Here is a 13252-nt window from a genome sequence, read left to right on the forward strand (position 1 = left end):
CGTACGCGCGGGGCGCGTGCCGACGCAGGGGGCCGCGCTCCGCGGCGGACGCGCGGCCCGGTCCCCGCTTCCTAGCGTCGTCGGCATGAACCCGACACCCGGCCCCGTCCCCGACCGCCCGACCCCGCCCGCGTCGCACCCTCGGCCCGGTCCCGGCGTCCCGCCGCGGGCGGGCGGGTGGTCGGCGCCACCGACCCCGCCGACCCGCCCCACGCTCGGCGAGACGGTCCGCACGCTGAGCTGGCCGCTCGTCCTCGGGCTCGGCGCGCTCGCGCTCGTGCGTCCTCTCCTCAGCGTGACCGGGGTCGACGACGCGATCGGGCGACCTGCCGCGCCGCTGCTCACCACGCTCGTGCTCACGGTCGTGTGGGTCGTCGCGATCGTCGTCGCCCGCCCGGCGCACCCGCTCGCGACCGGCGTGGCCGTCGGGCTCGCCTACGGCGTCCTGGCCCTCGTGGTCAGCGCCGTGCTGTCGCCGATCCTCACCGGCGAGCTCCAGGGACCCGTCGCGCACCCCGTGGCGATCGTCCCGATGCTGCTGACCAACGCGGTCTGGGGCGCGTTCGCGGGAGCCGTGGCGCTCGGTCTCCTCGCGGCCCGGCGCCGCTGAGGCCGGTCCTCGGACTGCCCTCGCCCCGCGTTCCCGCCCCGTCCCACCGCCCCGTCCCACCGCCCAGCGCGCACCGTCCCTCCGGCACCGAGCCGACCGGCACCACCCCGAGCCGCATCGTCGTGCCGTCGGGGTCCGTTCCGGGTCCGCGTACGCTTCCGGGCGGACGCGCCCGGCACCGCCCGGTCCCTAGCGTCGACAGCGTCGCCCGCACCGCCGGGCCCGCCGTCGGTCGCACCCGCCGACCGCCGTCGTCCACCCTGGAGAAGCCCGATGACGACCACGTACACCACCCCGCCTCCCGCCGTCCCGCCGGCACCCGGAGCACCCGCCGGACCGCCGGGCGGTCGGCCCCGACGGCGCCGCGGCCCGCTCGCCCGCATCCTCCTCGTGCTCGGGCTCGTCGTGCTCCTGTTCGTCACGGCGGTCGTCGCGGTCGTGGGCGTCGCGTGGGCGCGTGCCGCGACCAGCACGGCGGGAGCCGTCGAGTTCACGCGCCCGCTCGCCGTCCCGCCGCTCGCGGAGTCGCGCGTGGAGGACGGCGTGCGCGTCTTCGAGCTCGAGGCGCGCGAGGGTGTCGCCGACCTCGGCGCGTCCGCCCCCACCCCGACGATCGGGCTGAACGGCGACTACCTCGGCCCGACCCTGCGGGCCGCGCGCGGCGAACGCGTGCGCGTCGACGTGACGAACGCTCTCGACGAGACCACGACGCTCCACTGGCACGGCATGCACCTGCCGCCCGCGATGGACGGCGGCCCCCACCAGATGGTCGAGCCCGGCGAGACGTGGTCGCCCACGTGGACCATCGACCAGCCCGCCGCGACGCTCTGGTACCACCCGCACCTGCACGGTCAGACCGCGAGCCAGGTGTACCGGGGGCTCGCCGGGATGTTCCTCCTCGACGACCCGGCCGACGCCGACGGTCCGGCAGCGGACCTGCCGCACGAGTACGGCGTCGACGACGTCCCCGTCATCCTCCAGGACAAGAGCTTCCACGCCGACGGTCGGCTCGACGACGCCGTCTCCTTCCTCTCGCCGGTCGGCACCCTCGGCGACACCGTGCTCGTCAACGGCACCCCCGGGCCCTACCTCGACGTCACGACCGAGCGCGTCCGCCTGCGCCTGCTCAACGGCTCCGACTCGCGCGTCTACGACGTCGGTCTCGCCGACGGCGGCACGGTCCGGCTCGTCGGGACCGACGGCGGGCTGCTCCCCGCCCCGCAGGCGGTCGAGCGCGTGCGCCTCTCGCCGGGCGATCGCGCGGAGGTCGTCGTGACCCTCACCCCGGGGCAGCGCGCCGTCCTGCGCAGCTTCCCGCCCGAGCTCGGCGTCAACCCGCTGTTCGAGCGGTTCTCGGGCGGCGACGACACCCTCGACCTCCTCGAGCTCCGCGCGTCCGGGACGCTCGCGCCGAGCCCCGCAGTCCCCGGCACGCTCGCCGCCGACGACGCCGCGGACGAGCTCGACGAGGCCGACGCCGTGCGCACCCGCCGCTTCCAGCTCGCCGGGACCGCGATCAACGGACGCTCCATGGACATGGCCCGGATCGACGAGGTCGTCACCGTCGGCGACACCGAGGTCTGGGAGGTCACCGGCCTCGACGACACCCCGCACAACTTCCACGTGCACGACGTCCGGTTCCGCGTCCTCGACGTCGCGGGCGAGCCGCCCGGGCCGGACCTCGCCGGGTGGCAGGACACCGTCTACGTCCAGCCCGGCCGCGTCACGCGCCTGCTCGTCCGGTTCGACGCCGCCGAGGGCACGACCGACCCGAGCACCCCCTACATGTTCCACTGCCACCTCCTCACGCACGAGGACCGCGGCATGATGGGCCAGCTCGTCGTCGTCGCCCCGGGCGAGGAGGCGCCGTCGCGCATCGCCGTTCCTGACGGTACCGGCCACTCCGACCACGACGCCGACGGCCTCCCGGGCGACGGCACCGGCCCGCGCCGCACCCTCGCACCGGACGGGAGCCACAGCAGCGACCACTGACCCACCGAGAACCGTCCGCCGCAGGAGAACCCTGGTCGGTCGAGGTAGAACCCTGGTTGGCCGAGGTAGAACTGTGGTCATTCCCGACGGCGTGTGGTCGCTCTGGGTGGTCGGGGTGGGTGGTGGTGCCGCGTCTACCATCCGCCGCTCGTTCCTCGCGGCTCCCGCCAGGCCCGCCACGACGCGGCACCACCACCCACCCCGACCCGCGTCGTCTCACCCTGGTCTTGGCGCACCCGGGCGACTGCCCGTGGGGCCGGGCTCGTCTTCGTCCTCGCGTCGCCTCGCCTCGCCTCGCCTCGCCTCGCCTCGCCTCTCTCGGGCCGCACTCGGGGGACCACGGTTCTACCTCGCCTCACCAGGGTTCTATCTCGCGCTACCTGAGTTCTACCTCGGCCGACCAGGGTTCTGTCTCGCGCGACCAGGGTCCTACCTCGGCTCACCAAGAATCGGCCTCGGTGTTGTCCGGGATGTGGGCGGGTGGCCGGGGAGGTCGGTCGGGTCGACGGCGGCGGGTAGCGTGTGGCCATGACCGCTCCGCACCCGGACTCCCTGGCCAGCGCCCGTACCCCGGCGAACCTCGACGTCCCCTCCGGCGCGGTGCCGCGGGCGGAGGACGAGGTGGTGCGGATCTGCCGGGAGCTGCTGCGGATCGACACCTCGAACTTCGGTGACGGGACGGGGCCGGGGGAGCGGCGCGCGGCGGAGTACGTGATGGGGCTGCTGCACGAGGTCGGGCTCGAGCCGGAGCTGTTCGAGTCGGAGCCCGGACGGGCGAGCGTCGTCGTGCGCCTGGAGGGCGCGGACCCGACACGGCCCGCGCTCGTGCTGCACGGGCACCTCGACGTGGTGCCCGCGCAGGCGGCGGACTGGTCGGTCGACCCGTTCGCGGGCGAGGAGATCGACGGCCTGCTGTGGGGCCGCGGCGCCGTCGACATGAAGGACATGGACGCGATGATCCTCGCGGTCGTGCGGCAGATGGCGCGCGAGGGGCGCAAGCCCGCGCGCGACGTCGTCGTCGCGTTCTTCGCCGACGAGGAGGCGGGCGGCGTGTACGGGGCGCGCTACGCCGTCGACCACCGACCCGAGCTGTTCGAGGGCGCGACCGAGGCGATCAGCGAGGTCGGCGGCTTCTCCGTCGAGGTGGGCGGACGCCGCGCGTACCTGCTCCAGACGGCGGAGAAGGGCATCGCGTGGCTGCGCCTCGTCGCGGAAGGGCGGGCCGGGCACGGGTCCCAGGTGAACGAGGACAACGCGGTGACGCGGCTCGCGGAGGCGGTCGCGCGCATCGGCGCGCACCACTGGCCGAACACGCTCACACCGACGGTCGACAAGCTGCTGCGCGGCGTCGCGGACCTCACGGGGCTCCGGTACGACCCGGAGGACCCGGCGTCGGTCGCCGCGCTCGTCGCGGCGCTGGGCCCGGCGTCGCGCTTCGTCGGCGCGACGGTGCGCCACACGTCCAACCCGACGCAGCTCACCGCCGGGTACAAGGCGAACGTCATCCCGGGCCGGGCGGAGGCGGCGATCGACGCGCGCCTGCTCCCCGGTCACGAGGAGGAGGGGTTCGCGACGCTGCGAGCGCTCGCGGGCGAGCACGTGCGGGTCGAGGAGATCCACCGCGACATCGCGCTCGAGGTGCCGTTCGAGGGCGACCTGGTCGACGCGATGGTGGACTCGCTGCTCGCCGAGGATCCCGAGGCGACCGTGCTGCCGTACACGCTGTCGGGCGGCACGGACAACAAGTCGCTCGCGCGCCTCGGCATCACGGGCTACGGCTTCGCGCCGCTGCGCCTGCCCGGGGACCTCGACTTCTCCGGCATGTTCCACGGGGTCGACGAGCGCGTCCCGGTCGACTCGCTGCGGTTCGGCGTGCGCGTCCTGGACCGGCTGCTGCGCACCTGCTGACGTGGCGCGGCCCGGTCAGGCGTCGCCGAGCAGCGCCCGGACCGACGATCGGAGCTGCGCGCGGTACCCGCCGCCGAACAGCACCGCGTGCACGGCGACCGGGTACACCTGGTGCAGCGCGACCCGGTGGCGCCACCCGCGCGCGAGCGGGTGCGCGTCGTCGTACCCGGCGACGATCTCGTCGAGGTAGGGCGCGCCGAACAGGGCGAGCATCGCCAGGTCGGCCTCGCGGAGCCCGCCGTGCGCGGCGGGGTCGATGAGCACCGCCTCGACGCCGCTCGGACGCCCGCCCGGGCCGGGGCCCTGCGGGGACCACAGCACGTTGCCCGACCACAGGTCGCCGTGCACGCGCGCGGGGGCGTCGTCGTGCGCGGGCCGGGCGAGGTCCGCAAGGCTGCCGCCGAGCCGCTCGAGCAGGTGCACGTCGTCGGCGTCGAGGGCGCCGCGGTCCCGGCCCTGCCGCGCGACGGGGAGCAGCCGTGCCTCGGCGTAGAAGGTCGGCCAGTCGGGCCAGGAACCCGTCGGCATCGGCAGCGGGTCGTCGAGCGGACCGAAGAACCCGTCGCCCGTCCACCCTGGTGGCGACGCGCCCCACGCGGGGGCGCCGGCGTCGTGCACGACGGCGAGCGCCCGGCCGAACGCGTACGCCGCCTCGGGCGTCGGCGCGGCGGGCGGGACGCGTTCGAGGTCGAGGCGTGTCGGACTCACGTCGAGGACACGGGCGACGCGGGAGCCGCCCGCGACGCCGAGCCAGGCGAGCCCCGCGGCCTCGCACGCGAAGAACCCCGGGGGCGCGTCGGCGCGCGACTTCGTGAAGACGCCCGCCGACGGCGTGCGCTCGGCGCCGACCTCGTGACCGCGCGCCGACCTGCTCACGGGAACGGGTTCACGGGGTCGGGCCCACGAGGGAGCTCACAGGGTCGAGCTGACCCGGATGATCTTGCGGCGCAGCCAGACGCGGCGCTCGCCCCCGACGTAGAGCCGCGTCCGGGCGAGCTCCCAGCGCCCGTACTCGGCCTCGTCCGTGAGCAACCGGCTCGCGTCCGACCGGCTCGTGGAGCGGTCGATCGTCAGGACGCGGTACTCGTACTGCCCGCCGTGCGCGGCCCATCCGGACCGCCGGCGTGACGTCGGCCTCTCCTCCACGCGCCACCGTCCTCTCTCGCCTGTCTCGGTCGTCGGCCGGGCAGGAGAACCTGCCCGACTAACGAGTGCCATTGTGCCCCTCTCGGCGCTACCGTCAGGGTATGACCGCTGACCCGCGTGCCGCGCTCGACCGGTTCATCGCCGCGCTCGAGGCCCACTACAACGCCGTCGCCGCACGCCGCGGGGAGGACGACCCTGCCGTCGACGACGCCTACTACGTGCTCGCGGACGCCTTCGAGGTCTACGACGAGGCGCTCGGCCAGGTCCACGGGGAGGCGACGCCCTTCTACCTCGCGGAGGAGGACGACGACGAGGACGAGGACGACGAGGAGGACGAGGAGGACGAGGACGCGCTCGACGACGACCTCGACGACACCCTCGACGACGACGTCCTCACCGGCGAGCTGGAGACCGACGGCGCGCGCTGAGCGGCCCGGTCACCACCGCTCGGGGTATCCGACGTCGAGGTCGCTCACGTCGTCGAGCGCCGCGCGGACGGCGTCGGGAAGCTCGAGGTCGGTCGCCGCGAGCGACGTGCGGAGCTGGGCCGGGGTCCGCGCGCCCACGATCGCGCTCGCGACGGTGGGGCGTCCCAGGAGCCACGACAGCGCGACGTCGAGCGGGGCGCGGCCGAGGCCGTCGGCCGCGGTGACGACGGCCTCGACGATCCCGGACGAGGACTGGTCCAGGTAGGGCTCGACGAACGCGGCGAGGTGCGGCGACGCGCCGCGCGAGTCCGCCGGCAGCGAGCGGCGGTACTTGCCCGTGAGCACGCCCCTGCCCAGCGGGGACCAGGCGAGCAGGCCGAGGCCGAGCGACTCGGCAGCCGGCACGACCTCCCGCTCCGCGCCGCGCTGGAGCAGCGAGTACTCGAGCTCGACCGCGGCGAGGCCCACGTCGTCGGCGCCGCCGAGCAGGGTCGCGGCCCGCGCCGTCGCCCACGCAGGGTGGTTGGACAGGCCGACGTACCGTGCCCGACCGGACGTCACGGCGTGCCGCAGCGCGGAGAGCGTCTCCGTGAACGGGGTGCGCGGGTCGGGCGCGTGCACGAGGAACAGGTCGACGTGGTCGGTGCCCAGGCGCGACAGCGAGTCGTCCAGCGAGTCGAGCAGCGCCCCGCGGGACGCGTCGACGACGGGGCCCTGCGCGGTGTGGCGCACGCCCGCCTTGGTGCACAGGAGCACGTCGCGCCGGTCGACCTTCGTCCCCAGGAGCGACCCGAGCAGGGACTCGGCGTCCCCGTCGGCGTACGAGGCGGCGGTGTCGACGAGGGTCCCGCCCGCGTCGACGAAGTCGCGCAGCTGCTCGGCGGCGTCGAGCTCGTCCGTGTCCCGGGCCCACGTCATGGTGCCGAGACCGAGCTCGGACACGCGCAGTCCGGTGCTGCCGAGGTGGCGGTGTTCCATGGGAGCCGAGGGTACCGGCGCACCCTGGCGCGCGACCGTCGGGGCGCGCGGCGGGCGCCCGGGAGAGGCGAGGTTCACCCGGGCGACGGGTCCGCCGGCCAGACGCGCGGGGCGGTGTTCACCGGCTCGTCGCACGGCGTTCATCCCGGTGCGCCGACCCGCCGACGGGGTGCCGGAGAGGTCCGCGGGAGGGGGTATCGTGACCGCTCGTGAACGCGTGGGAAGCCGTCCTCCTCGGCCTGGTCCAGGGCCTGACCGAGTTCCTCCCGATCTCCTCGAGCGCGCACCTGCGCATCGTGGGCGAGCTCATCGGCTCGCAGGATCCCGGTGCCGCCTTCACGGCGATCACCCAGATCGGGACCGAGACGGCGGTCCTGCTGTACTTCCGCCGCGACATCGCCCGCATCTGCGCGGCGTGGTGGCGCTCGGTGCGGGGCGAGCACGGCACGGACTGGAAGGCGCGCCTCGGCAAGCACGACCACGACGCCGCGATGGCCTGGTACATTGCCCTCGGCTCGGTCCCGATCGTCGTGCTCGGCCTGCTGTTCCAGGACGCGATCGAGAACACGTTCCGCAACCTCTACCTCACGGCCCTCATGCTCGCCGTCTTCGCGCTCCTGCTCGGGTGGGCCGACCGGGTCGGTGCCAAGCGCCGCTCGCTGCGCGAGCTCTCGCCCGGCCAGGCCGTCGCTTTCGGCTTCGCGCAGGCCCTCGCGCTCGTCCCGGGCGTCTCGCGGTCGGGCGGGACGATCACGGCCGGTCTCCTCATGGGCTTCACGCGCGAGGCCGCGGCGCGCTACTCGTTCCTGCTCGCGATCCCCGCGGTCATGGGCTCGGGCTTCTACCAGCTCTTCAAGTCCGCGGAGGAGCCGGCGCCCGGCGCGCCCGGCGCGGGCGCGACGCTCATCGCCACGCTCGTCGCGTTCGTCGTCGGGTACTTCGTCATCATCGCGTTCCTCAAGATCGTCTCGACCTTCAGCTACACGCCGTTCGTGGTCTACCGCCTGGTGCTCGCCGCGCTCGTCGTGCTGCTCCTGCTCACCGGCGTGCTCGAGCCGGGCGGGGCGACCGCGTCGACCCCGTGACGACGCCGGACGTCCCGCGGGACGCTCACCCTGCCGGCATCCCTGCGGCAGCCGTCAGAGCCAGCCGACGCGCTTGAACACGCGGTAGAGCACGAGGCACCCGCCCGCCATGAGCGCGAGCGCGAACGGGTACCCGAGCGCCCAGTGCAGCTCGGGCATCGCCCGGAAGTTCATGCCGTAGACGCCCGCGACGATCGTCGGGTAGACGAGGATCGCCGCCCAGGCCGAGATCTTGCGCATGTCCTCGTTCTGGCGCACCGACACCTGCGACATGTGGACCTGGAGCATGTCCGAGAGCAGGTCGTCGTGCGCGTCGAGGTGACGGTCGATCCGCTCCACGGTCGTCACCACCCGTTCGAGCATGCGCCGGTCCACGCCGAGGTGGTGCGGCACGTCGGGGTCGAGGAGCTCGGGCAGCTCCGCCGAGACCGGCATGAGCGCGCGCCGCGCCTCGGTGATCTCGCGCTTGAGGTCGTAGATGCGCTCGACGGGGTCTTCGCGCTGCTGGTCGAACACGACCCGCTCGGTGTCCGCGACGGCGTCGCCCAGGCCGAGCTCGACCTGGGACGCCCCGCCCACGATCGCCAGGACGGCGGCCGACACGATCCGCTGGACGGGCGCCCCGCGCGGGACGCCCGGAGCGGCGAGCTTGTCGAGCATGGCCGCGTGCACGTCGGCGTCGCCCTCCTCGGCTGTGACGACGGTCCCGGGCCCGAGCAGCGCGGCGAACTGGCCCGTGCGCACCTGACGGTCGGCCTCCGTGAACCAGGCCGTCGGCGTGACGAGCAGGAGCCAGTCCGCGGCGACCCGGCGCACGTGCGCGAGCGGGCGGTGCGTGCGCCGGGAGAGCTCGTGGCGCACGAGGCCGGGGACCGGGGCGACCTGGGCGGCGGCGTCCAGCACGGCGTCGAGGTCGGCGACGCGCGCCCACGTCGCCGGGCCCCGCGCGGCCTCGTGGTCGTCCTGGTCGTCCTGTTCACGGGTCTGTCCGGTGCCGGCGAGCACGTCCGCGAGCACGCCGACCTCGACGGTCCGGACCTCGCCTGTCCCCGTGCCGACCGTCCACGCCTCCAGCACGCGGACACCGGGGAGCTGCGGGCCGCCGTCGTCGCCCGCCGCCCCGTCCGGAGGGGCGCCGACAGGGGGATCGGTGGGCTTCGTCACGTCCGCATTGTCCCGCGCCCCGCACGGACCTGCCCGGGAGCGCGAGATCGCCGTCCGTGCGCCGGCCGTGCACAGGCACCGTGACGCCCGGGTGCCGGACGACGGTCCGGCACCAGGGCCTCGACGGATAAGGTTGGGGCGTGCACAGCTGGCCCGCCCCGCAGATCCCCGAGCTCCCCGGACGAGGCCTCCCGGTCCGGGTGCACGACTCGACGACCCGCGAGCTCGTCGTCGCCGCCCAGGGCGAGGACGCCACGCTCTACGTGTGCGGCATCACGCCCTACGACGCGACCCACATCGGCCACGCGGCCACCTACGTCGCGTTCGACCTGCTCGTGCGCGCATGGACGGACGCCGGTCAGCGCGTCCGGTACGCGTCGAACGTCACCGACGTCGACGACCCGCTGCTCGAGCGCGCCGCCGCGACGGGCGTCGACTGGCGTGCGCTCGCCGTCGAGCAGACCGCGCTCTTCGCGGAGGACATGACGGCGCTCGGCGTCGTGCCGCCGGACGTGTACGAGGGCGCGGTCGAGACGATCCCCGCCGTCGTGGAGGCCGTGACGCAGCTCCTCGACGCCGGGCTCGCCTACCGCGTCCCCGTCGAGCCCGGCGCGGGCGGCACCGACCCCGGGCTCGGCGACGTCTACGCGGACCTGTCCGCCGACGCCGGGTTCGGCTCGGTCTCGCGGCTCGCGCGCGACGTCATGCAGCACCTCTTCGCCGAGCGCGGGGGCGACCCCGACCGCGAGGGCAAGAAGGACGCGCTCGACCCGCTCCTGTGGCGCCGGGAGCGCCCGGGCGAGCCCGCGTGGGACGGCGGCGCGCTCGGCACCGGTCGCCCCGGCTGGCACGTGGAGTGCGCGGTCATCTCGCGCGACGGCCTCGGCCTGCCGTTCGACGTCCAGGGCGGGGGAGCGGACCTGCTGTTCCCGCACCACGAGATGTCGTCCTCGCACGACCGCATGCTCGCGGACGACGGCGCGCCCCGTACGCACGTGCACGCGGGCCTCGTCGCGTACGAGGGCGAGAAGATGAGCAAGTCGCGCGGCAACCTCGTGCTCGTCTCGAACCTGCGGGCCACGGGCGTCGACCCGATGGCGATCCGTCTCGCGCTGCTCGCGCACCACTACCGCGGCGAGTGGGAGTGGACGGACGACGACCTGCCCGCCGGGGTGCGCCGCCTGGAGACGTGGCGCGACGCCGTCTCCGGCAACGGCGGCCCCGACGCCACCGCGACGCTCGCCGCCGTGCGTGCCGCGCTCGCCGACGACCTCGACGCCCCCGTGGCGCTCGCGGCCGTCGACGCGTGGGCCGCGGAGTCGCTCCGTCCCGGGCGCGACACGTCGGGCGACGACGAGGGCGCGCCCGGCGTGGTCGCGCGCGCGGTCAACGCGCTCCTGGGCGTCCGTCTCTAGCCGACACCCACGGTCAGACGGTCGGGCCCTTGCCCGGGTTGCCGCGGTCGCGGCGGCGCAGGTAGCGCTCGAACTCGCGCGCGATCGCCTCGCCGCTCGCCTCGGGCAGCTCGGCGGTGTCCTTCGCCTCCTCGAGCTGCTGGACGTACTCGGCGATCTCGGCGTCCTCCGCGGCGAGCTCGTCGACGCCGTGCTGCCACGCCTCGGCGTCCTCGGGCAGGTCGCCCAGCGGGATCGGCTCGGACAGGAGCTCCTCGATGCGCGCGAGGATCGCGAGCGTCGCCTTGGGCGACGGGGGGTGTGCCACGTAGTGCGGCACGGCCGCCCAGAGCGACACGGACTGCAGCCCACGCTCAGCAGCGGCGTGCTGGAGCACCCCGACGATGCCCGTCGGTCCCTCGTACGTGCTCGGCTCGACGTCGAGCACCGCCTGCAGCCCGACGCTCTCCGACGTGGCCGTCATGGGGATGGGCCGCGTGTGCGGGACGTCGGCGAGCAGCGCGCCGAGCGTGACGACCGTGCGCACGTCGTGCTCCTCCGCGAGGTCGAGCAGCTCGCGGCAGTAGCTACGCCAGCGCATCGACGGCTCGATGCCGTGCACGAGCACGACCCGTCGCCCGGTGGGCGACAGGACCGCGGAGGCGATCGTCGTGGTCGGCCACGTGATCTCCCGGCGGCCGTCGTCGTCGGTCGTGACGACGGGGCGGTTCACCTGGAAGTCGTGGTACTCCTCCGGGTCGAGCTCGTCGACGTCCTCCGCGCCCCACACCTCGTGCAGGTGCTGGAGGGCGGCCGTGGCGGCACTCCCCGCGTCGTTCCAGCCCTCGAACGCCGCGATCATCACGGTCTGCCGGGTGCCCTCGGTCGCGTTCTCGGTCATCGCCCCAGCCTATGCGGCGAGGCCCGGCGAGGGCGGAGCGGGTTCGCGCGTGGCGTAGCGCCACGTAGGGTGGAGGTGCCGGGTGCACCGCGCCGTGCCCCGCCCGGACCCCCCACCCCTCGTCCTTGGAGCCATGCCGTGACGTCCCCGCGCCCCGCCGCCGATCCCGCCCTCCCGCAGGCCGTCCTGTGGGACATGGACGGGACGCTCGTCGACACCGAGCCGTACTGGATCGCGGCGGAGCACGAGCTCGTCGACGCGCACGGCGGCACGTGGACGCACGAGGACGCGATGTCGCTCGTCGGCAACCCGCTGCGCGAGTCCGCGCGGATCATCCGCGAGCGCGGGGGCGTGGACCTGCCGATCGACGAGATCGTCGCGTTCCTCATGGGCCGGGTCATCGAGCAGGTGCAGGCCGAGGTCCCGTGGCAGCCCGGGGCGCGCGAGCTCCTCACGGCGCTGCGCGAGGCGGGCGTGCCGTGCGCGCTCGTCACGATGTCGTACCGCGAGCTCGCGGCGCCGGTCGCCGAGCTCGCGCCGGACGACGCGTTCCAGGTGCTCGTGTGCGGGGACGAGGTCGAGCGCGGCAAGCCCGACCCCGAGCCGTACCTGCTCGCGGCGCAGCGGCTCGGCGTCGACATCACGCGGTGCGTCGCGATCGAGGACTCGCCCGCCGGCATCGCGTCGGCGCGTGCCTCCGGCGCGTCGACGCTCGGGGTGGAGGCCGTGGTCCCCGTCCTGCCCGCGCCCGGGCTGAGCCGGACGCCGTCGCTCGAGCTCGTCGACGTCGACCTGCTCGCGCGGCTCGTCTCCGGTGAGGTCGTCGACCTCATGGCGGACGACGCCGCCTAGCCTCGCGCGAGGCGCGCGGCGTCGCGGCGGTACATCCGCGCATGCTCGCGCAGCTCGGGCCTGCCCGTCTCCCGGGCGTGGTCGTCGGTCCAGGCCGCGAGGTCGAGGAGACCGTCCCGCATCGCGCGCAGGACGCCGTCGGGCCGTGGCGCGAGGTCGCGACCGTAGCCGTCGAGGAGGTCCGCGAGCCGCTCCTGCGGGGCGGGCCCGTGCGGCGCGGGCATGTCCTCGCACCATCCGCACAGGCGGTAGGCGAGGGACGCGACGTCCCGGACCCGGGGGCCGGGCGCCGCCATGTCGACGTCGATGAACCCGACGAGGGCCCCGTCCGCACGGACCATGTTGTACGGCGCGGCGTCGTTGAGGCACACGACCTCCGCCGGCTCCCGCACCGGCGAGCGCCACACCGCCCCGGCGAGCGCGAAGCCGACGGTCGCGTCGTGCCACGCGCGCAGCATCGTGCCGGACTGGTGGAGCGTCGCACGGTCCCAGAGCCAGTCGGGGAGCGGCCAGCCGCCGACCTCGCCCTCGGTCCAGGTCAGGACCTCGCGACCGGCGTCGTCGAGACCGAGCGGTGCGGGGGCCACCGAGACCCCCTGGGCGCGGACCCACGCGAGCAGTGCGTGGATCGTCGGCGTCCACGGTCCCGCCGTCCGGTGCACGGTGTCGCCGACGCGGACGACGTCGTTCACGTTCCCGCCCGACAGCTCGATCTCAGCAGGGCCGGGGTCGTCGGTGCGCACCTGCCGATGGTGGCACGGTCCGGGCTTGGGACCGCACGGAATTCTCCGGGC

At 75.0% G+C, this 13252-nt stretch carries 13 protein-coding genes; 7 read left to right on the plus strand and 6 right to left on the minus strand.

The features are described 5' to 3' along the window. The first annotated feature begins 85 nt into the window (after positions 1 to 85). The 3 genes from FIC82_RS11010 (at position 86) to FIC82_RS11020 (ending at position 4510) form a co-directional block, all read left to right on the plus strand. The gene (locus tag FIC82_RS11010) at positions 86 to 610 is read left to right on the plus strand and encodes a hypothetical protein (protein ID WP_216609899.1); all 525 of its coding nucleotides are present in this window, start codon (positions 86 to 88) and stop codon (positions 608 to 610) included. Positions 611 to 883: 273 nt separating this feature from the next. After that, positions 884 to 2602 (plus strand): multicopper oxidase family protein, encoded by a 1719-nt coding sequence (locus FIC82_RS11015; protein WP_154798580.1) that lies wholly within the window; start codon positions 884 to 886, stop codon positions 2600 to 2602. Positions 2603 to 3130: 528 nt separating this feature from the next. Beyond that, the gene (locus FIC82_RS11020; RefSeq protein ID WP_154798581.1) at positions 3131 to 4510 is read left to right on the plus strand and encodes a M20/M25/M40 family metallo-hydrolase; all 1380 of its coding nucleotides are present in this window, start codon (positions 3131 to 3133) and stop codon (positions 4508 to 4510) included. A 15-nt stretch (positions 4511 to 4525) separates the two neighbouring features. Here the strand turns inward: FIC82_RS11020 and FIC82_RS11025 are convergent, their stop codons facing one another. Both FIC82_RS11025 and FIC82_RS11030 read right to left on the minus strand, forming a co-directional pair. Further along, positions 4526 to 5386, minus strand: a complete 861-nt coding sequence (locus FIC82_RS11025) for a fructosamine kinase family protein (protein ID WP_168731751.1) — start codon at positions 5384 to 5386, stop codon at positions 4526 to 4528. A gap of 36 nt (positions 5387 to 5422) precedes the next feature. Next, entirely contained in the window at positions 5423 to 5656 is a 234-nt protein-coding gene (locus FIC82_RS11030) for a DUF5703 family protein (RefSeq protein WP_009861400.1), read from the minus strand. A gap of 101 nt (positions 5657 to 5757) precedes the next feature. Here FIC82_RS11030 and FIC82_RS11035 point away from each other — a divergent pair, with 101 nt between their 5' ends. Next, a complete protein-coding gene (locus FIC82_RS11035) occupies positions 5758 to 6084 on the plus strand; it encodes a primosomal protein (protein ID WP_171445704.1) in 327 nt (108 codons plus the stop codon). Between the two features lie 9 nt (positions 6085 to 6093). Here FIC82_RS11035 and FIC82_RS11040 read toward each other — a convergent pair whose 3' ends face one another. Further along, positions 6094 to 7062 (minus strand): aldo/keto reductase, encoded by a 969-nt coding sequence (locus FIC82_RS11040; protein ID WP_154798582.1) that lies wholly within the window; start codon positions 7060 to 7062, stop codon positions 6094 to 6096. A gap of 209 nt (positions 7063 to 7271) precedes the next feature. Between FIC82_RS11040 and FIC82_RS11045 the strand changes: the two genes are divergently transcribed. After that, positions 7272 to 8147, plus strand: coding sequence for an undecaprenyl-diphosphate phosphatase (locus tag FIC82_RS11045; protein ID WP_168731752.1), 876 nt, complete (start codon positions 7272 to 7274; stop codon positions 8145 to 8147). Positions 8148 to 8201: 54 nt separating this feature from the next. Here FIC82_RS11045 and FIC82_RS11050 read toward each other — a convergent pair whose 3' ends face one another. Next, positions 8202 to 9311 carry a CorA family divalent cation transporter gene (locus tag FIC82_RS11050; RefSeq protein WP_253691057.1) on the minus strand — a complete coding sequence of 370 codons (1110 nt, stop codon included), beginning with the start codon at positions 9309 to 9311 and terminating at the stop codon, positions 8202 to 8204. Positions 9312 to 9451: 140 nt separating this feature from the next. Between FIC82_RS11050 and mshC the strand changes: the two genes are divergently transcribed. After that, on the plus strand, positions 9452 to 10726 hold the full coding sequence (mshC, locus tag FIC82_RS11055) for a cysteine--1-D-myo-inosityl 2-amino-2-deoxy-alpha-D-glucopyranoside ligase (protein WP_168731753.1): 1275 nt from the start codon (positions 9452 to 9454) through the stop codon (positions 10724 to 10726). 13 nt (positions 10727 to 10739) lie between these two features. On the opposite strand, the gene FIC82_RS11060 is transcribed toward mshC, so the two are convergent. After that, positions 10740 to 11606: a PAC2 family protein gene (locus FIC82_RS11060; RefSeq protein ID WP_154798583.1), complete on the minus strand. Its 867-nt coding sequence runs from the start codon at positions 11604 to 11606 to the stop codon at positions 10740 to 10742. Positions 11607 to 11744: 138 nt separating this feature from the next. On the opposite strand from FIC82_RS11060, the gene FIC82_RS11065 reads away from it, so the two are divergent. Continuing rightward, entirely contained in the window at positions 11745 to 12458 is a 714-nt protein-coding gene (locus tag FIC82_RS11065; RefSeq protein WP_168731754.1) for an HAD family hydrolase, read from the plus strand. Here FIC82_RS11065 and FIC82_RS11070 read toward each other — a convergent pair. Next, entirely contained in the window at positions 12455 to 13201 is a 747-nt protein-coding gene (locus FIC82_RS11070; protein ID WP_253691059.1) for a phosphotransferase, read from the minus strand. The genes FIC82_RS11065 and FIC82_RS11070 overlap by 4 nt on opposite strands. Positions 13202 to 13252: the final 51 nt, after the last annotated feature.

The sequence above is a fragment of the Cellulosimicrobium protaetiae genome, from assembly GCF_009708005.2.
In the GTDB taxonomy this organism is placed as follows: Bacteria; Actinomycetota; Actinomycetes; order Actinomycetales; family Cellulomonadaceae; genus Cellulosimicrobium; species Cellulosimicrobium protaetiae.

Bases quoted from the DNA above. Each gene is read 5' to 3' on its own strand.
- FIC82_RS11010 (WP_216609899.1), top strand. From the start codon at position 86: ATGAACCCGACACCCGGCCCCGTCCCCGACCGCCCGACCCCGCCCGCG.
- FIC82_RS11015 (WP_154798580.1), top strand. From the start codon at position 884: ATGACGACCACGTACACCACCCCGCCTCCCGCCGTCCCGCCGGCACCC.
- FIC82_RS11020 (WP_154798581.1), top strand. From the start codon at position 3,131: ATGACCGCTCCGCACCCGGACTCCCTGGCCAGCGCCCGTACCCCGGCG.
- FIC82_RS11035 (WP_171445704.1), top strand. From the start codon at position 5,758: ATGACCGCTGACCCGCGTGCCGCGCTCGACCGGTTCATCGCCGCGCTC.
- FIC82_RS11040 (WP_154798582.1), bottom strand. From the start codon at position 7,062: ATGGAACACCGCCACCTCGGCAGCACCGGACTGCGCGTGTCCGAGCTC.
- FIC82_RS11060 (WP_154798583.1), bottom strand. From the start codon at position 11,606: ATGACCGAGAACGCGACCGAGGGCACCCGGCAGACCGTGATGATCGCG.